Source organism: Lancefieldella parvula DSM 20469, assembly GCF_000024225.1.
Taxonomy (GTDB): Bacteria; Actinomycetota; Coriobacteriia; order Coriobacteriales; family Atopobiaceae; genus Lancefieldella; species Lancefieldella parvula.
This window is the reverse complement of the sequence record NC_013203.1, coordinates 1-20137: the sequence shown is the minus strand read 5'-3', so window position 1 is coordinate 20137 and position 20137 is coordinate 1. Positions and strand designations below refer to the sequence as shown.

The 20137-nt window shown below is 42.6% G+C and carries 15 protein-coding genes and 2 tRNA genes; 2 read left to right on the top strand and 15 right to left on the bottom strand.

The features are described from left to right. Positions 1-23 precede the first annotated feature (23 nt). From APAR_RS00090 to APAR_RS00080, 3 genes are all read right to left on the bottom strand, one after another. A complete protein-coding gene (locus APAR_RS00090; protein WP_012808113.1) occupies positions 24-1304 on the bottom strand; it encodes a class II D-tagatose-bisphosphate aldolase non-catalytic subunit in 1281 nt (426 codons plus the stop codon). A gap of 128 nt (positions 1305-1432) precedes the next feature. Next, entirely contained in the window at positions 1433-2503 is a 1071-nt protein-coding gene (locus APAR_RS00085) for a PTS fructose transporter subunit IIC (protein WP_049754767.1), read from the bottom strand. Positions 2504-2547: 44 nt separating this feature from the next. After that, entirely contained in the window at positions 2548-2868 is a 321-nt protein-coding gene (locus APAR_RS00080) for a PTS fructose transporter subunit IIB (protein ID WP_041654033.1), read from the bottom strand. 251 nt (positions 2869-3119) lie between these two features. Between APAR_RS00080 and APAR_RS00075 the strand changes: the two genes are divergently transcribed. Continuing rightward, the gene (locus APAR_RS00075) at positions 3120-4118 is read left to right on the top strand and encodes a LacI family DNA-binding transcriptional regulator (protein WP_012808112.1); all 999 of its coding nucleotides are present in this window, start codon (positions 3120-3122) and stop codon (positions 4116-4118) included. A 58-nt stretch (positions 4119-4176) separates the two neighbouring features. On the opposite strand, the gene APAR_RS00070 is transcribed toward APAR_RS00075, so the two are convergent. From APAR_RS00070 to APAR_RS00050, 5 genes are all read right to left on the bottom strand, one after another. Continuing rightward, positions 4177-5256, bottom strand: a complete 1080-nt coding sequence (locus APAR_RS00070; RefSeq protein ID WP_012808111.1) for an ABC transporter ATP-binding protein — start codon at positions 5254-5256, stop codon at positions 4177-4179. A 3-nt stretch (positions 5257-5259) separates the two neighbouring features. Next, the gene (locus APAR_RS00065; RefSeq protein ID WP_012808110.1) at positions 5260-6969 is read right to left on the bottom strand and encodes an ABC transporter permease; all 1710 of its coding nucleotides are present in this window, start codon (positions 6967-6969) and stop codon (positions 5260-5262) included. Positions 6970-7107: 138 nt separating this feature from the next. Next, a complete protein-coding gene (locus tag APAR_RS00060; protein ID WP_012808109.1) occupies positions 7108-8247 on the bottom strand; it encodes an ABC transporter substrate-binding protein in 1140 nt (379 codons plus the stop codon). Positions 8248-8433: 186 nt separating this feature from the next. Then, positions 8434-8509: transfer RNA gene (locus APAR_RS00055), tRNA-Ala, on the bottom strand. 88 nt (positions 8510-8597) lie between these two features. Beyond that, positions 8598-8674, bottom strand: a tRNA-Ile gene (locus APAR_RS00050). 153 nt (positions 8675-8827) lie between these two features. Here APAR_RS00050 and APAR_RS00045 point away from each other — a divergent pair. Next, a complete protein-coding gene (locus APAR_RS00045) occupies positions 8828-9334 on the top strand; it encodes a bifunctional nuclease family protein (RefSeq protein ID WP_012808108.1) in 507 nt (168 codons plus the stop codon). Positions 9335-9511: 177 nt separating this feature from the next. Here APAR_RS00045 and gyrA read toward each other — a convergent pair whose 3' ends face one another. From gyrA to APAR_RS00010, 7 genes are all read right to left on the bottom strand, one after another. Beyond that, the gene (gene gyrA, locus APAR_RS00040) at positions 9512-12217 is read right to left on the bottom strand and encodes a DNA gyrase subunit A (RefSeq protein WP_012808107.1); all 2706 of its coding nucleotides are present in this window, start codon (positions 12215-12217) and stop codon (positions 9512-9514) included. 119 nt (positions 12218-12336) lie between these two features. Further along, positions 12337-14280 carry a DNA topoisomerase (ATP-hydrolyzing) subunit B gene (gene gyrB, locus APAR_RS00035; RefSeq protein WP_012808106.1) on the bottom strand — a complete coding sequence of 648 codons (1944 nt, stop codon included), beginning with the start codon at positions 14278-14280 and terminating at the stop codon, positions 12337-12339. Positions 14281-14440: 160 nt separating this feature from the next. Then, positions 14441-14974: a hypothetical protein gene (locus tag APAR_RS00030; RefSeq protein WP_012808105.1), complete on the bottom strand. Its 534-nt coding sequence runs from the start codon at positions 14972-14974 to the stop codon at positions 14441-14443. Next, positions 14967-16058: a DNA replication/repair protein RecF gene (gene recF, locus APAR_RS00025; RefSeq protein WP_012808104.1), complete on the bottom strand. Its 1092-nt coding sequence runs from the start codon at positions 16056-16058 to the stop codon at positions 14967-14969. The genes APAR_RS00030 and recF overlap by 8 nt, the downstream gene beginning before the upstream one ends. A gap of 15 nt (positions 16059-16073) precedes the next feature. Beyond that, positions 16074-17174 (bottom strand): DNA polymerase III subunit beta, encoded by a 1101-nt coding sequence (dnaN, locus tag APAR_RS00020; protein WP_012808103.1) that lies wholly within the window; start codon positions 17172-17174, stop codon positions 16074-16076. 234 nt (positions 17175-17408) lie between these two features. Further along, positions 17409-18938, bottom strand: a complete 1530-nt coding sequence (dnaA, locus tag APAR_RS00015) for a chromosomal replication initiator protein DnaA (protein WP_012808102.1) — start codon at positions 18936-18938, stop codon at positions 17409-17411. Between the two features lie 83 nt (positions 18939-19021). After that, the gene (locus tag APAR_RS00010) at positions 19022-19888 is read right to left on the bottom strand and encodes an ATP-binding protein (RefSeq protein ID WP_012808101.1); all 867 of its coding nucleotides are present in this window, start codon (positions 19886-19888) and stop codon (positions 19022-19024) included. Between the last annotated feature and the right edge of the window lie 249 nt (positions 19889-20137).

The following is a 20137-nucleotide window of genomic DNA, read 5'->3' as shown; positions in this document are numbered from 1 at the left end:
CATTATGCCTGTGGCACACACACCTACTCTGCCAGCGCCTCGCGAATACGCGTAGTAACTCCTTCAAGCCTGTAGCATTCAACGTACTGGCGAAGAGGGCGCTTAATGTGATCAACCACAAAGCGCTGACCATCAATATTGAACTGGGCAAGGTTCTTATACAGGTGCTCAGTTGCAGCTTTGACCTCGTCATCATTGAACGCATAGTGACCGGAAATATCAAGAATATCTAGTGAGAGTTTGTGATCAGCAAGAATCTGCTCAACGGTCAGATTAACTTGATTACCTACCATCCACTTACGCCAGCGTTCAGTCTCAATTGCCTTTACTAACAGGGTATTCCTCAAGCCAGAAACTTCATCCGACTTCAATAGACCTTCTTTAACCAAAAGATCTTCAACATCGCAAAGTTTCAGATATGCACGAGTCTCTTCCGTTCCATATTGTGGAGCTACGTTTGAAGCGGTAACGTTTGCTGGAGTGTGTTCAAGTAGTGTTACGTCGTCAAGATAGTCTGCATTGTGCTCCTTAAGACCAACGCCGTAGCTCTTGGCCATCTTAGACAAGCTAAATGCAGCCTCAAAATCGTAATGGCCAACCTGCTCAGTAAGACGGGTGAGCGTTCCCGTCTGTCCCACAATAAAAGTTGGCATAGGCAAACCCTTGGCAGTCAGCTCACTCTTAAGCTGCTCAATAAAGGTGTGGTATTTATCGGTTGAGGTCAAGCCACCGTTTGTTTCCTCGGTACCAACTTCATAGCCAATCTCGGGAAGACCGCGAGAAACACGTTCCTTCTCGCACCACTCAATCAAATCAACCGTACGACGAAGAACCACATCTAGCGGAATGACCTTACCAATCTCAAAGGGATCCTTGGTTGGATCAATCATCAGCAGGTCAAAGCCATTAAGCATGTCGGCAAGATAAGACTTCTTAGCAAGCTCCATGGCCTCATCTTCTGGAAGGTGAGCATTGCGCTCCTCGTCGCGCTGCCAAGGACCACCGTGGTCACGGCAGAGATAATACAGACCGTCAAAACCAACCTTCTGAGCTGCTTCAGCAATATCTTCCGAGAAGCGCTTCTGATCCCAAGCGTTTACGTATCCTCCACCAAGCTCGTCAAGGTCTACCTGGTTTCGAGATGCAATGAACATTAGAGGAAAATCGCAATCTCTACCAAGTTCAAAAGCTGCCTGAAGCAAGTTGGGCGACATTGGTCCAATTCCTAAAAGCGTGGCGGACCTTCCTGTGTCCTGAAGTTTAAGCAACCCTTCAACAGCTTTTTTGATTGGTAGCTTTTCCATAATTACCCCTTCCCAAGAGTATTTCTTGGTAATAGGAAGGGCGTGGGGTTGAATCCCTACGCCCCTCTCCTTTTAACTTCAATTGTTAAGGTCTAAGACCCAAAGGTACATACGTTTCTCAACGTGTGTTACTTGTTGTCCTCAAGCTTTGGCTTGGTAAGAACAAGGATTGCAACACCTACTGCAACACCAATTGCCATATCAAGGGTATAGAGGGCAATATTATTTGTAGCTGCAGCAACAATCATGCCGCCGTGAGGAACAAAGCACTCAATACCATGCCAGGCAGCAAGACCAGCACCAACTGCAGAACCAATCATGATTGCAGGCAAGGTGTGTGCAAGGTCCTTAACTGCAAATGGAATTGCGCCCTCAGTAATACCAATGAGTCCCATGAAGACTGCGGAGATACCCATCTGCCTATCAGTATCGTCAAACTTGCTGCGAGCAATAAGAGATGCAACACCGCAGACCAGTGGAGGAATAGCAACTGCAACACGGAATGCACCGTTAGGACCATAAACACCTGCGGTCATAAGAGCCATGGTAAAGGTAGAAGCAGTCTTATTAACTGGGCCGCCCATGTCAAATGCAGTCATAAGACCAATTACGATACCGAGTACAACTGCGGAACCACCTTGAAGACTTGAAAGCAGGCTTGTCAGCCAGTCCATGAATGCACCAAGTGGAGCTGCCAAAACGTAGATGTAGAGCATGCCAAGAGCCAGCGAAGACAAGCTTGGAATAATCAGAATTGGCATGATGGTACGGATAGTGCTGTTGACCTTCCAGCTCTTCATCCACTGGACAAGGTAACCAGCAGCAACACCAAGGACCATTGCACCCAAGAAGCCAGTAGAAACCTGAACTTCGCCTACAGGAACAGGATTACTTGCAAGGTAACCAAGGACAAAGCCAGGCGCCAGAGCAGGCTTTCCGCCCAAAGAATAGGCAATGTACGCAGCAAGGACAGGAATCATCATCTTGATGCCAGCCATACCAATAAGGTTGAGGCTCTGCATCAAAGGATTGGTGACTTCAATACCGTCTTTTCCTGCTGTACCTGTAGCAAGCGAGAAAGCCAAGAAGACTCCGCCAACTACGACAATAGGAATAAAGTACGAAACACCAGTGTTAAACGCCTTAAGAAGGTCTTTTCCAACCTTGCCCAAAACTGAGGGACTCTTTTCCTCTGCCATGGGTTTCTCCTCTCTTCTTCCTTGCATTATTACTTGCGCGCTTGCTACTCAGCCAGCGCAACTACCTGATCAATAACCTTTGCTGGATCTGCAATGGCAAGCGATGGGTCTAGCGTAAGAACACGACCTTCATCGCGTTTCTCGTCAAAACGCTCGTCGCCTTCAATACCAATTGCAATGGCGAGAAGAACAACGTCAGCGGCGTCAATTTCATCCTGCTCAAGCTCATTCTCAATACCATAACCGCCTTGAGCTTCAACTTTGTATTCATAGCCACGACGCTCACATTCTTTCTCGATAGCCTCTTTTGCCATCCAGGTATGAGCAATTCCAACTGTGCAAGCGCATACAGCAACGACGTTCATGATTATGTCCTCTCGCAAAGTAAGTTGTGAGCCCCTAAACGGGGCGCACGAGCACGTCTTTTACGACGTACGTTTCCAACTCATACTTTGCATTGTTTCAATCTTTTTTGAAAGAAGATTTCGGTAAACGTCTAATCTACCTTGTGTTATGATGAATTTTGTTAAACGTTTAACCAACGTAAAATCCTGCAGACTCACTAACGTTGGTATTTTGCAAGTAAATTGTAAAAATTTCGGTGAAATGAGTGCTAATGCCTAAGACAACCATTATTGACCTTGCAAAATTAGCAAATGTTTCCATTGCCACCGTTTCAAACTACCTCAATGGACACTTTGAAAAAATGTCCGAAGCAACTAAGCAACGCATCAAAAAGGCAATCGAGAATACAGGATATATCCCAAGTGCTCAAGCTCAAGCAATGGTAAAAAAGAGCTCCGGAATTATTGCTGTTCTGATTTTGGACAATACTAATGCTTGGGCCGCTCAAATGACTAACGGCATTGAAGATGCTGCTCTTGAAGCTGGATATCAGACGATAATTTGCAATTCTCGCTTTGACCCCACTCTTGAAGCCGATTGGGTTGAAAAAATGCTTTCAATTGGAGCAGATGGACTGCTTATCCAGCCTACCAATCAATTTAGAGCGGTAGATAGGCGAATTGCTAAAGTTGGAAAACCTGTTGTCTATTTTGATTGCGACCTTCTCACTTTTAATACCTCCTGGATAAAAAGCAACCTCTACGACGGTGTTTATTCGGCCGCAACCTACTGCGTTGAAAACGGCTACGAAGACTTTTTAATTATTGGAGGAGAGCCAAAAGGCCGCACCAGAATTGAACGTGAATACGGCTTTATCGATGCTTTAGAGGCTTCAAATAAACCTCATGAGCGACTGACCATAGAACAAAACACGCTGTCTATCTCTGATATTAAGCAATGGCTAAATAATCACATTTTTCCATCAAAGAAAACTCTAGTGTTTGTGCCAAATCAGTGGGCTCTCAAAAGTGTATATACCGCCTTGCATGCTTATGAAAAAGCGATTCCCGAACAAGTTGGATTGCTGGGATTTAACAACACCGATTGGACTGACTTACCTGTTAAAAGCATCTCAACTATCGTTGAGCCTGTTTATGAAGAAGGCTATACCGCTTGCAAGATGCTCCTTGAAAAGATCAAAGATTCCTCGCTCGAACCCGAGCATAAGCTGCTAACCTGCAAACTAAATTGGCTTAAATCAACCATTTAACAAAAAAGCGAGAAGACCAGCTGATCTTCTCGCTATTTTAATGCTTTGACTCAAACGCTTATAGAACGTGGACCTCGTCTTTGGTGAAATCAACAAAAGCGTGATCTCCAACGTTATAAACCTTATGTGTGCGAGGGTTGAAGTCCGTAATTTTAATGAGCGTGTCTCCGACCATAACATGATAGTTCTGATAGTGACCCATGAATCGGGAAAGTACCACCTCACAGGAAAGGGTTCCTTCATCGGTGAGACGTGCGGACTCCGGGCGAAGAACAATACAGCATTCTTTGCCTTTATCCAGATGAGAGCATCCGCTAACCTCAAACTCGTGACCCTCAAAGCGACAAAGAGCAGTCTCAGAGTCAAGCTTTTCTGCAATGGTTGCATGCAAAAAATTTGATTCACCAATAAAGTCTGCAACAAACTCATCTGCTGGATGGTAATAAACCGTCTGTGGATCACCAACTTGATCCACAACACCCTTCTTCATGATGATAATGTTGTCGGAAAGCGCCATTGCCTCTGACTGGTCATGTGTAACGTAAATAGCAGTAATGCCAGCCTCCTGCTGAATGCGACGAATCTCGTTGCGCATATCAACGCGCAGTTTTGCATCAAGGTTTGAAAGAGGCTCATCAAAGAGAAGAACGCTTGGCTCAATAACCAGAGCGCGTGCTAAAGCAACACGCTGCTGTTGACCACCGGAAAGCTGATTGGTCATGCGCTCTTCCATACCTTCAAGTCCAACAAGATCTAGGATGTGAAGGACCTTCTCGCGAATTATTGCCTTGTCCATTTTGCGGAGCTTAAGACCGTATGCAACGTTGTCAAAGATATTGTAGTGAGGCAGAAGCGCATAGCTCTGGAACACCATGGCGGTATCGCGCTTGTTTGGAGTAAGCTCATCAATCTGCTCATCACCAAGGAAAATCTTTCCCTCATCAGGGCTTTCAAAACCAGCAATCATGCGCAGAATAGTGGTTTTTCCGCAGCCAGAGGGTCCAAGTAATGTTACAAACTCACCAGGATCAATAGTGATATTAGCATCTTGAACTGCATAGAAGTCTTTTCCAGTTTTTTGATCCTGATAAATCTTAGAAATGTGCTCAAGGCGTACGCCTTTTTTCTCTGTAGCCATGTGTTACTCCTCCTTGAGTGCTCGGCTGGTGCCAAAGTGTTTGATGGCCCAATTCATAAGCAATACCGAGCCATAGGTAATAACAATCAAGATTGTTGCAAAGGCGCAGGCCATACCGTATGAACCCTTACCTGCAAACTCATTAATCTGAACGGTGATGAGCAGGAACTCTGGTGTGACCAAGAGAATAACTGCAGAGATTGCTGTTATGGAACGAACAAACGCCGTTACCAAGCCCGACAAAAACGAATCTTTAATCAGTGGCAGTGTAACGGTCATGAACACCGTAAAACTATCGGCACCCATATCGTACGCAGACTCTTCAATAGATTTATCAATTTGTCGGAGTGCTGAGATACCCGAACGTGTTCCTGTGGGAAGCGAACGCACTACAAAGACAATAATCAGAATAAGTCCTGTACCATACAGGCCTTGCAAGAATCCTGTATGCATGACACCACTTGAGAAACCGCGAATATAGCCAACGCCTAAAACCGTACCAGGAACTGCCATAGCAAGCATAGATACAGCCTCGATAAAACCACGGAAACGGAAACGACGTTTTACTACCAGATAAGAAATAATCATTGAAAGCAAAGCGGTAATTGGTGCTGCAATAAGCGAGAGCATAAATGAGTCACTAAACGCCTGTAATCCATGGTACTTGGTAAATACCTGCTCAAACCATTTAGTGGTTAACTCATAATTAGAGCCCCAGGAACGAACAAATGAACCGTAAGGAACACAGAGATACATGCCAATAACAAAGAGCGCTACCAATGCGCAAAGGATGGTAAGTGGAATGCGAACAGAGTTGTCTGTAATAAGCATCCTAGCGCGCGTTGCTTTACCGGAAAGCGTAGACGTACTCTTTGCTTCCAATACAAACTTCTGAACAACAAACATGAGCAACGTAATTGAAAGAAGAACAACAGCCATAGCAGCCGCACCCTGCTTATCGTACGCACCCGTAATTTGCAGGTAGATAGTTGTTGCCAACGTATCGTAAGAACCGCCAATAATCATTGGATTAGCAAAGTCTGCGATTGATTCTATAAATGAAACGAGAAAGGCATTACCCAAACCAGGCAAAATAAGAGGAAGCGTAACACTAGTAAATACTTTCCAGCGGCTTGCACCCATGTCACGTGCTGCTTCTTCAAGAGAAGGATCAATGTTTTTAAGCAAGCCCTTAAGCATCATGTAACACACAGGGAAAAACGACATGGTCTGAACAATAAAAATGCCCCAGAATCCATAGATGTTGTTGTCAAAAATTCCTAAAAGACCTCGAGTAATAAGGCCCTTCTTACCAAACATCATAATCATGGAAAGTGAGAGAACAAATGGAGGAGAAACAACAGGAAGCATAGAAACCACGCGGAAAAGTCCTGTCATAAACTTTGTACGAAGCTTTACGTAAACTTCAACATAAGCAAAAAGAAGACCAATAAGCGCTGACAAAATACCTACCGCAAAACCAACTCTGAGCGTATTGGTAATTGCGCGATCAAACGAAGGCATGGATAGAATGCGCGTAAATACATCAAGCGTAATCCCATTATCAGAGACCACAGAGTCAACCATAAGAATGGCAAGTGGATACAAAATAAAAAGGGTTAAGAAGGCGATAAGAACGACAATGGTCGTTATCAAAATTGGATCGCCAAGAAGTTTTTTTCGCTCAAGTCGAGCGCTTTGGGATTTTGCCATACTGGTCCTATCTTTAAAACACTAAATCTATACGCAAAGCTCTATGTGGAAATGGGTAGGCAGATCTCTGCCTACCCAGTATAATCTGCCACTCAGAACTTGAGCAACAGCGTTGCTTGTTACTTGCCAAAGTGAGTCTTACTCCGTCTTGAAACGGCTGTCTCCGCCACCAAGAGCTTCCATAACGTCTTTGACATACTGCTCTGTATGCTTCTTGGCATCCTCGAAGTTGTAGTCCATGACATTGTTTGGATCAAGACCGTACTCAGTTGCAATCTCTGGCTGCTTTGCGTTGTCAATTACCAGGAACTGATAAGAACCATTCTTCTGAGCAAGATCAACGCATGCTGGCGAAAGTGCATACTCAATCCAGAGTTTTGCTGCATTTGGATGTGCGGCACCCTTAAAGATTGCGGTTGCACCAACCTCGTATGATGCGCCAGAACTTGGAATCTGAAGGCCAACGTTTTCATGCTCTTGGTCAACAATCTGATAAATGCCGTCGTGCAGCATACCAATTCCAATGGTGCACTCACCTGTTCCGATAGCCTTAGAAGGACCAGAACCACTCTTGGTATACTGAGCAATATTCTTATCAAGATCAACTAAATACTGAATGCCCTGATCATGTCCATACTTCTGGATGACGGTATTAATAATCAGCTTTGCAGTACCTGCGGTGTTGTAATTGGAAGACCAGATAAGACCCTTGTATTTAGGATCGATAAGGTCCTTGTAATCCTGAGGAACATCAAGATTAAGGCGCTTGAGCTCTTCTTTATCGTACAGAATGCCAAGAATTCCCTTGTAAATACCGTACCAATCTTTATTTGTGCTCTTAAACTTATCGGAAATGAGGTGCGATGCGTTCTTTGGCTCGTACTGTTCAAGTAAGCCCTTTGAAGAAGTAACGTTATAAGGATCAGTTGTGCCACCAAACCATACGTCTGCTGATGGATGGCCGTTCTCTTCCTCAATCTTTGCAGCAACCTCTCCAGTTGACAGGCGCTGAACCTGAACATCAATGCCATACAAGCTCTTGAAATTGGTGCAAACCGCGTTCAGATACTCTTCCTCACAAGAACCATAAACAATCAGCTTACCCTCTTCTTTTGCTGCCTTTACCAGTTCTTCTGGTGCACCGACGGCATCAGCAGAGTTGGTATCAGTTTCTTTCTTCTCGCCAGTGTTAGAATCTGACTTTTTACAGGCAGAAATACCCAAACCTGCAACAACTGCGCTAACACCAAAAAAGTTACGACGAGTAAGGTTTGACATAAGAACTCTTTTCTCTCCTTGTGGTTATCCACAGCTCTAATGAAAAGAACATACTCCTGTATAAATCGTACTCAATCTTTTTCGAAATTATTTCAACTATTCGATAAGTGGCTAATATTAGCGGCTATCGGTATTTTTTGACGTCTAAGCAAAAAGGCCAGGGACGAATCCCTGGCCTTGAACATTTGGTGGAGAATAGGGGGATCGAACCCCTGACCTCAGGCTTGCAAAGCCCGCGCTCTCCCAGCTGAGCTAATTCCCCGTACTGACTTCTGGTTGGGCCCAGAAGAGTTTAATAATCACCCCAACGGCGACTCGGCTAACGTTGGGGTGACTATTGTCACATAAAGTGGTGGGCCTGACAAGGTTTGAACTTGTGACCTCCCGGTTATCAGCCGGACGCTCTGACCAACTGAGCTACAGGCCCAACGCAGGGAAAAATAATACCTCCATAATTCTTACAGGTCAACACTTTTTTTATTTTGTTTTAAACTTTCTTGATACTGGGTATGAAAACAAAGCAGGTAGTCATAGACTATCTGTCAAAAGGTTGATAAATGACGTGCTATTTGGAGTATTTGTGTCATTAAAACGTATGGATATACAAACGGTTGTTGTTGGAGGAGGACCTATCTCTTCCGTTATTGTCCTGCGTCTTCATGATCCACGCGGTGTCTCTTCTTTAAGTCTTCCAATCAAGATTGGCACTATTGAAGCATCGGCTATCAGTCTTGGTATTGATCAAGAGTCTACCGAAAGACCTTTAACACATGACCTTCTCCGATCCGTTCTTGATTCTTTAGATGCCGATATTAAAAGCGTACGAATCGTAGGCGTCCGCGGTACCACATTTTTCTCACAAATTGAGCTTATCTCCAAAGAAGGGGAACATATCTACGTGGACGCTCGTCCATCAGACGCAATTGCACTAGCCGTAAGAACAAACGCCCCTATCTTTGCAGATGAGAGCGTTTTGGAAATTGCTGCCGCTCCAGACTTTACTGATGTCGAGAAGGACGTCCATGCCCAAGAGTTTGAGGAATTTCGTCAGTTTATTGAGGGAGTCTCCCCCGAGGATTTCTCTTAATCAAATTAATGTGCACATAGACGTTAATCGTTCCCAACATTAGCCTGAGAAAAAAGAATAACTGACTTATCTTTTATATAAAAATCACTTCCGTTAGCGTGCTGATTTTCTCGGTAATCGAAAAGAGCTCAAGGGAATTAACCCTTGAGCTCTTCAAATTACGTATAGCTGAAATGCTTATTCGTCATCATCTAATAATGAATCGTCCAGTGCTTCTTCTTCATCTCCGAGGTCAACAGACTCAGCCTCGTCCGCATCACGGGCCCCCGCAGACATTAAATCAAGCATACCTTGATTCTCCGCGTGCTTTGGAGCTTTCTTTTTGTTGGCAACCATACGAGCAACAGCAGAAACAACATCACTACCAGAGAGATTCATGACCTTAACACCCTGAGTGGAACGGCCAAGCTTGGAAATATCACCAGCTTTAACACGGATTACGACGCCTTCTTCGGACATGATCATAATCTCGTGCTGAGGACCAACAACACGGCAGGCAACCAAGTTACCCTTTTTCTCTGTCATTGTGATGGTGAAGACACCCTGTCCACCACGCTTATGGACTGGATACTCAGAAATCGCTGTGCGCTTTCCATAGCCCTTCTCGGTGATAACGAAAAGGTCACCGTTTCCGTTGGTAATTTCCATGCCAAGCATAGTTGCATTGCCCTTAAGCGTAATACCACGGACACCCGAAGTACCACGGCCCATGCTTCTTGCCTCTGCCTCGTCAAATAGGATTGCTTTACCGTCAGAGGAGCACAGAACAACCTTGTCACCTGGGTGGACACGACGGACGTTAACAAGCTCGTCTCCGTCCTTGAGGTTAATGGCAATGAGACCATCTTTACGGGTACGGTCGTACTCAGACATTGCGGTCTTCTTAACCATGCCTTGCTTAGTAGCAAACATCAGATAATTGTCTTCTGGGAAGTCACGAGTAGTAATAACTGCCTTGACTTTCTCACCCTCTGCAAGCGTCTCGATAACATTGATGATGGCGCTACCCTTGGTGGTTCTACTACCAACAGGGAGCTCATGTACCTTGAGACGATACACCTTTCCAAGGTTGGTAAAGAACAGCACATAATCATGGGTAGACGCGACAAAGAGGTTCTCAACAAAATCGTTCTCTTTGAGAGAGACACCTTGAACGCCCTTGCCTCCACGCTTCTGAGAGCGATAAATCTCAACAGGAACACGCTTTACGTAGCCAGCATGAGTGACGGTGACAACCATATCCTCTTCAGCGATAAGATCCTCAACATCCAAGTTCTGAATATCCTGCTCAGAAATTTGAGTACGACGCTTATCGGCATAGCGGTTGGAAATCTCACGGAGCTCATCAGCAATAACTGCCAGAATCTTTTCCTCATGGGCGAGAAGATCCTCATAATAAGCAATATCAAGTCTGAGCTGGGAAATTTCATCAACAAGATCCTGGCGTGCCAGACCAGTAAGACGACGTAGGCGCATTTGAAGAATTGCTTCACCCTGAATTTCATCCAGGCCAAAGCGCTCATTCATACGCTTCTTTGCTTCAGCATCATCCTGAGAACTGCGGATAATATGAACGATCTCGTCAATGTTATCAACTGCAGTTAAAAGACCTTCCAGAATGTGGACACGCTTTTGTGCTTTATCAAGATCAAACTCAGTACGACGACGTACAACATCAATCTGGTGATCAATGTAGTGGCGCAAAATCTCACGAAGAGAAAGTGTGCGAGGAACACCGTCAACCAGTGCTAGATCAATGATGCCAAAGTTAGATTGAAGCTGAGTCTTCTTGTAGAGATTATTCAGAACAACCTGTGGAACAGCATCGCGTTTAAGGTCAATGACAATGCGCATACCCTTACGGTTGGACTCATCGCGCATGTCAGAAATGCCTTCAATTTTCTTCTCATTAACTGCCTGAGCAATCTTCTCCTGAAGAAGACCTTTGTTGACCTGGTAAGGAATTTCGGTAACAACAAGGCGCTGACGGCCGCTTTTTACCTGTTCAACGTGAACCTTAGCGCGGACGGTAATAGAACCACGACCTGTCTCATAAGCATCTTTGATGCCCTGAGTGCCCATGATGATGCCGCCTGTTGGAAAATCAGGACCAGGTAGAACGGTCATGAGTTCCTCAGTGGTAACCTCAGGGTTATCAATCATCATGCAGACTGCGTCAGTTACCTCACCAAGGTTGTGAGGAGGAATGTTGGTAGCCATACCAACCGCAATACCTGAAGAGCCGTTTACCAAGAGGTTTGGGAAACGAGCAGGAAGAACTGCTGGCTCTGTCAGCGATTCATCATAGTTTGGTTGAAGATCAACAGTGTTCTTGTTGAGCTCCGCCAGCATCTCCATTGCACTTCTCGTAAGACGTGCCTCGGTATAACGCATTGCTGCTGGTGGATCGCCGTCGATAGAACCAAAATTTCCGTGACCGTCAATCAGAGGAAGTCTCATCGAGAAGTCCTGAGACATACGGACCATGGAGTCGTAAATAGCGGAGTCACCATGTGGGTGGTACTTACCCATGACTTCACCGACTGCCCACGCAGACTTCTTATGTGGACGGTTTGGCGTAATGCCAGCCTCACTCATTGCGTACAGAATACGGCGGTGAACAGGCTTAAGGCCGTCTCGAACATCAGGAAGTGCACGAGCAACAATAACGGACATGGAATACTCAAGGAAGGAAGTTTTCATTTCTGAAGACAAATCGGTCGGCTTGAGTGTGCCTCCGTGAATGTCAGAAAGATCAAGACGAGTACCAGCCTCATCAGAGATAATGTGTGAATTCTCTCCAGTTACCAAATTAACTCCGGTTTCTGGATCAAACTCATCAGAGTCTTCTTCTACCTCGTCGTCTTCGTATTCTTCATCCATATCATTTTGTGCATCGAGGTCTTTATCCTCATCTGCACCAAAAAGGTCGTTGTTCAAATCTTTATCGTCTGCCACAAGTTACCCTTTCATTTTCTTTATAACGGTTTATCGAGAAACCATTAAATGTCCAGGAAGCGGACGTCTTTTGCGTGTGTTTGAATGAAGTCTTTGCGCTTCTCAACCTGATTACCCATAAGGTCAGAAACTGCGCGGTCAGCTGCAAGAGCATCATCGATGGTTACCTTGAGAAGAATACGATTCTTTGGCTCCATAGTAGTTGCCCACAGCTGCTCTGGATCCATTTCACCAAGACCCTTATAGCGCTGAATGGTGTACTTGGTGTTGTCCTCAAACTTCTTTGTCTCAAGAGCAAGCTCTTCATCGGTATAGATGTATTTGCCGTTCTTCTTGCCCTTTGGTTTGATCTGATACAGAGGAGGCTGAGCAACGTAGATATAACCTGCATCAATCATTGGCTTCATGTAACGATAGAAGAAGGTAAGAAGAAGAATTCTAATGTGAGAACCGTCAACATCAGCATCGGTCATGATGACAATTTTGTGATAGCGGGCCTTCTCAAGACTAAATTCATCTCCAACACCAGTACCAATAGCGGTAATCAGCGAAGTAATAGTGTCAGAAGAAAGTGCACGGTGAGCTTGCACGCGCTCAACATTTAAAATCTTTCCTCGAAGTGGAAGAACTGCCTGAATAGAGCGGTCACGTGCCATCTTTGCAGAACCACCTGCGGAGTCACCCTCGACGATGAAGAGCTCAGTCATCTCTGCATCACGGACGGAGCAATCTGCAAGCTTTCCAGGAAGAGCTGCAGACTCAAGAAGGCCTTTACGACGTGTTGCTTCACGAGCTTTACGAGCAGCAAGGCGTCCTTTTGCAGCCTGAGATGCTTTTTTAAGAATCTCTTTTGCCTGGTTTGGATGCTCTTCAAGGTACTCTGAGAGACCCTGAGTAACAATCTTGTTAGTAAGAGTTCTCATGTAAGAACTACCAAGTTTTGCCTTTGTCTGACCTTCAAACTGAGGATCTGGCAATTTAACTGAAATAACTGCAGTTAAACCCTCGCGAATATCGCCACCCTCAAGCTTAGGGTCTTTCTCTTTAAGAATTCCCTGTCTGGTACCGTAATCATTTACTACCTTTGTAAGAGCAGTACGGAAACCCTCGAGGTGCATTCCGCCTTCCTCAGTAAAAATATCATTAGCAAAAGAAAGAGTTCTATCGCTGAAGTCGGTATTCCACTGAATAGCAACCTCTACCTCGCCCATCTGAGACATTGGAGCGTCAGGGTCGGACTTACCTTCAATATAGATAGGGCGAGAAAGTCCTGGTAAAACGGTCTTCTCGTCATTAAGATACTTAACAAAATCAATGATGCCGCCAGCATACTGGAAGTCAACCTGACGAGGGGTAAGCTCGCGCTCATCGACAAGGGTAATCTTAAGGTTCTTGTTGAGGAAGGCAGTCTCCTGTAGACGATCACGGAGCGTATCAAAGTTATATGTAGTGGTCTCAAAAATCATATCGTCTGGCCAGAAGGTAATGGTAGTTCCATTAGATTTTGAAGTACCAATTTCCTTCATCTTTTGAACAGTTTTACCGCGCTCAAAGACCATCTCATAAATTTTTCCGTCACGCTTAACCTGCGCAACAAGTTTCTTTGAAAGTGCATTTACAACAGAAACGCCAACGCCATGAAGACCACCGGAGACTTTATACGCGTTGTTATCAAACTTACCTCCTGCATGCAGGATGGTAAGAACAACCTCAAGGGTTGGAATTTTTTTCTGAGGATGAAGGTCTACAGGAATACCACGGCCATTATCTTCAACAGAAATGGAGTTATCTGGATGAATGGTTACTTTAATTTTTGAGCAATAACCAGCCATTGCCTCATCGACCGAGTTATCTACGATCTCCCAAACAAGGTGATGCAAGCCAGAAGCTGAAGTTGTACCAATATACATACCTGGGCGCTTACGAACCGCCTCAAGGCCTTCAAGAATCTTAATCTCTGTACCGTTATACTTATTTTCTTTTGCCACGTAAGTCCTCTCTTCAATTGTGAGCGGAATGATATAAATATTTTACTATGAAAACACCAAAATCAACTCGGCACAGAGAAATTTCATTGTTTAAACAGTAATATTTAGTATCTGAGAGGCTCTGTAAAGAGATTTGAGGACAGATTAGTGAAAGATTAGACTAAAGACTCTTTTTTTGTCTAAAACTTGCTTCAATCGCTTTATAAGCCGTTGACTTAAGTGGCTCAGAAAGACTAGAAACCAACTCAGAAATTTGTGATTTTTCTTCTGTAGTAAGTTCTGGAAGAGCCTTTTTTTCTATTTTCTTGCCTTGCTTTTGTATTTTTGAAGAACTGGCTCCTTTACCAGCATGTCTATTGTATTTATCCAGCTTAAATTCAAGGTCTGAAAATTCTAGACCTTGCTCTGAAAGCCTAGCTCTATAGACTTCTCTTTGTGCAAGAAAATCAATCATGCACATACGATTATCTACATAGACTGTAAGTACAGGATATTCTCTACCTGCAATTTCTCTGACAAATACACCGGTTGTGTGTTTTACTTCTCTTTCACCATTTGCCTCAACCCATGCAAGATAAGCGCGACGGTTTTTAGACATACTCTTAGAATCTTTAAAAGTTCCAAGCAAAGAGCTCATTAAATCTTTTGCAGTTTCGTTTCCACCACGTACAGGTTTTTCATTTTGATTATTCATCGCTAAACCTAACTATTTGCGCTTTCTCTAGAATCTCCTCAGAGAAATAGCCAAGGTTGGTGGTTGTAATTACTGTTTGGATATCATGAAACGCAAATTCCATAATAGCTTTTCTGCGATCTTCATCGAGCTCACTCATAACATCATCTAGAAGTAGTAAGGGTTTCTCACCAAGTATTTCTTCTGAAAGTAAAACTTCTGCCATTTTAAGCGCTAAGACAACAGTTCTAATTTGACCTTGAGAACCAAAATTTCTAGCCTCTTTACCCTCAATTAAAAACTCTACATCATCTCGATGAGGACCTTTAGTACTTTGCTGACGGCGAATATCATCTATACGAATTTCGTTCAAAGCCTGTAAGAATTGATCAGATATTTCTTCTCTAGAGGCTTCAAGAGATATCTCTCCAATTGAAGAAATATAATTCATTTCCAAGTGTTCACCACCAGAAAGCTCCTGATAAATTTCACAAGTTTTCTTTGCCAGACGTTCAAACAAATGAATGCGCGCATGAAGAAGAATGGCTCCTCCCCTTGCAAGTGAGAGATCCCATGCATCAAGCAAATTTTCGTCTGGCCAATCAGATTTCAGCAGCTTATTTCTTTGCTCAACTGTTTTGATATATGTCGAGAAAACCTTAAAGTAACTTTTATTTGCTTGGCGACCAAAGTCATCAAATTCTTCGCGGCGGTATGAAGCACCACCTTTAATCATTGAAAGGTCATCAGGATTAAAAAGTATTGACATCAGTGTGCCAGAAATGTCTGCTGCCTGGCATTTCTTACCATTTTTTGAAAATTGACGACGACGCTCTGTGATGATGCAGGTATTTTCTAGCTTTCGTCCGTCTCCTGTAAGAGAAATCTCTATCTTTGCTTCAGAGGTATCTGTCAGTAAAAGTTGTGAAGGTGTTGGTTTTCTAAAAGAATATCCAGCCGTAAGAAGTTGTAATGCTTCAACAGTATTTGTCTTACCTGCAGCATTTTTTCCTACAAAAATAGTAGTTTGAGCAGATAAATCTATCTCTTTCGAAGCAAAACAACGAAAGTTATACAGCGAAACATGTTCAACTTTAAGTCCCACACAACCCCTATCAAATTAGAGGCGAACAGGCATCAGAAGATACAAATAGTTGACCTTACCATTTGATTTGAAAATAGCTGGTTGAGAAGGACCTTGAAGTTCAAGACGTAAAAGATCCTTAGAAGGAGCAGCATTCACACAATCAAAAACGTAGTGATAATTCAAAGCAATCGAAAGAGAGTCTCCCTCAATTTGAGCTTCAATGTGTTCAGAGGATTCACCTTGGTCTGGTGAAGAAGCAGAAAGCTTAACTTCTTTTCCGTCAGCATCAACATCAAAGCGTACTGATGGGTTTGCTAGAGCAATAACAGAAACGCGCTTCAGAGCTGCGGAGAAATCTTCAACATTAATATCAACAGATGCAGTGCAAGACGTTGGAAGCAGTTGTTTATAATCTGGGAAATGACCTTCAATCTTACGAGAAATATGAGTGGTATTTCCAAACTGGAAGATTACTTGATTATCTGTAGTGCCAATCAAAACTTTCTCTGTCATGCTACGCATTGAGAGAACGTCGTGGAAAACCTCGCCAGAAATAATTATGCTAAAAGATTCGCCAGCTGGAGTATCTGTATTGGAATCACAAACAGCAAGACGGAATGAGTCAGTAGCCACAAGACGAATAGTGTTGTCTTCAACAGTTAGAGAAATTCCCTGAAGAATAGGACGAGATACTTCCTTTGAAGTTACTCGATAAACTTTATCAACCATAGTTGATAGAAGCTGACTTGGAAGTTCACAAGTTTTCTCGAGATTAAATTCTGGGAATTGTGCCCAATCATGAGCAGAAAGAGTATTGAGTCTAAAGGATGAGCGCTGACAAATTACAGAAAGTGTACGTTCTCCACCTTCAAAGGTGATTGCAGCATCAGGAAGATTTTTAACAATGTTTTGGATAACCTTTCCAGAAACAACTGTTTCACCCTCTTCTTCAACATTTGCTGCAATTTGATGCTTAATTGAAATAGTTAAGTCGCTTGACTGTAATTCAAGCATGCCATTAAAAGCTTTGAGATAAATACCAGAAAGAATTGGAAGTGTTGTATTAGAACCAATACCCTTAGAAACAATATCAAGTGCCGTCTGGAGAGCGGATTGACTTACAGTAAATTTCATGACGACCCTTTCTATTATTTCTTAAATAAGAATAAAAAATATCGTAGTAATAATAAGCCATGTTGAAAAGAAGAAAGCTTTACATTTCTAGAGGTAGAAATATGTTTCCAAAGGTCGGATTTGTTTTCTTATTTTTAACATTCATAAACAAAGTAAAACTCACTCTCTTAAATTCTCAACAACAAACCATTACTTCTCTTCATTAATTGACATCTTACTAACATGTTTTAAACGCTAACTTTGTTCAAGGATAGTCTTCTTGAGTTGAGAAATCTGATCATAGAAGCTTTTATCTTCTTTGATTTTTTCTTCGATTACCTCAATACTGTGCAAAATTGTTGCGTGTTTCCTTCCACCAAAATGCTTACCAATATTTACCAGCGTATATTGGCAAAGATCATGTGCAAGATAAATTGCAACATGGCGTGGTTCTGCAATTTCTTTATTTCTTTTATTACCAACAATATCACGATGGTTAATACCGTAGATATTCTCTACAACTTCTTGGACCTTTTCGATATTTACGGTTTTTGAAACACGACGCCAGAGCGTATCTGCAATCTTATCTATTTCTTCCTGTTTAATATTTTTACCAGATTCTTTTGCTTTGATTTGTCCGGTGACACAACGATTACAGAAACCCTCAAGCGTTCTGATACTTTGACCTGCCTTATCAGCCATGTAACGACTAATTTCTTCTGGCATATCATCTACAGAAAGAGAAGAATTTCTTTCTTTAAAAGCTCGGTCGCAGAAGACATGAATAAGATTGAGTTTCATCTCATAACTTGGAGATTCAATACCAATAACAATGCCACCACTCATACGTGAAGTAATGCGGTCATCAAAGCCATCAGAACCCATACCAAGCTGCGCTGGAGTTCTATCAGCTGCAAGGATAATCTGTTTACCTCTATCAATTAAAGAATTAAAAATATTGAAGAAGAAATTAATAGTACCTGCCTTACCAGCAAGTTTTTGAACGTCGTCGATAATAAGTACATCGATATTTTGGTAGTTATTATTGAGTTCAGTTGCAGCATTACCTGATGCATTTTTACGAACAGCATTTACGTAGTCATCAACAAAAGCATCAGCGTCCTTATAAACGCAAACGCGCTCGATGTCTTCAGAATTAATGTAGTTTTGAACCGCACGCAGAAGGTGGGTTTTTCCAAGACCACTTGCACCATAAATAAAAAGTGGATTTGCTTTACCTTTTGCGTCGTTTGCAACATTTAATGCATGTTGATGGGCAAGCTCATTCTCATCACCAACAACAAAGCGATCAAACGTAAGATTTGAATTGAAGGATGTTTCTTCATAGAGAGGATTACTCTTACGGCGTTTTAACGTCTGTTGTTTTAATTCTTCAAGGCTCTGTTCTTGGGATTCAAAATCTTGAATCTGTTCAGGAACAACTGCTTGTATAGGAGTAGTTTTTTGCTTCCAGGCATTGAACTCTTGAGGAGTCATTGTGGAAGTAGTTGTAACAGGAGTAGAAGACTTTGTAAGAGTAAGACTCAAAATAACATCTTCAAAAGCAGCTGCCGAGAGACATCTTTCGACAATAGGTAAGTTTTTAAGAATACGGTTATATGCCAAGCGCATTGAAGTCTCAGCGTACAAAGTATCATCTTCAACTTTAATTGGCGTGCATGTTCTCAACATAGCGATAAAAGCCTCTGGTTGATTCTCTTCAACCAAGAGGTCTATTGCATCTTGCCATAGAGCTATTGCGTCTGAATCAATTGATGCATCCATACGTGTCCAATCAAAATGTTGAAAATTGGGACATCTAGTATAGAGGAATGTTGATAACTTTTAGCGAATAATGTTGAGAAACTCTATGAAAGGAGTGTTTCTCCAATGGTTGTGAGCTTATATTTTTGACCAATTTTTCCAATTATTCCTATATTTACCAGTGACTTTAACTCTCTTGACCACGTTGGTGTTGAGAGACCATAAGCACTTGTTAATTCTGTTGCTCCAACCCATTCATGTTCAGAGAGATATTGGAGAACAAGTTTTGCTCGATCTGTAAGAACTAAATTAGGAAGCTGTGTAACTGGCTGCTGAGGAACAGTATGTAAGGCTCTTGAAATTGATTGTTCCTCTTGGCTAACAGTCATTTCTTCAGCATCTTCTTGAGTTGGAAGTGTCTGAATGTGAGCATCTTTGGAACGACGTGTTGATAAGGTAACAATCGTTCCGCCAGAGATATTGTCTTCGAGAGTAAGACTTCCACCCTTTTCAACCATGTATTGTTGAGCGTATGGAAGACCAAAACCAACACCTCTAATAAATGATTTCATTTCTTCTGTTGCAGAAGAGGTACCAAATTCAAGAGCACGGTTTTTCTCTTTAATACCAGGACCTTGGTCAGAAAACCTAATGGTATTTCCGTTGTCCATAATTGAGATTGTGGGCGCTACAAAGCGAGCATGAATGAAATTTTCCACAATCTCACGCATAACCATAAAAGGAATTTTTCCACCTTGCTCGTGGGCAAGCTGATTAACTGTAGCTGCGATTTCATCAAGATAAGAGCGAACATCTTTAGGTTCAACAAGAACAACGCGAGGTGCTGCGGATTTATCATCATACACTGCAATACGTGCAGCATAACGAACTGTTAGAGAGTTGTTAGAATCAGTGTTTTTTTCATCCTGGTTGGTATTTTCCTCAACAAAAGGAAAAAAATCTCTTGCCATGACACCTCCTTTTCAACAATTGTTAAACGAATGAAGAAAACTTTTCTTTTTCTTTCACGATGAATGAAAGTTTTCAACAAGTGTTAAACATCTGTAGATAACTTTATATCTTTGTGAAAGATGTATTGAATGATAGTAGCATTTAACGGATATATTTCACCTCACAGAAATATTCCTTTCAACAAATTTCTTCATTTATCACAAGTGAAATTTTCAAAGTGAAAGGTTTATTGCTAGGTCTTTAAGTAA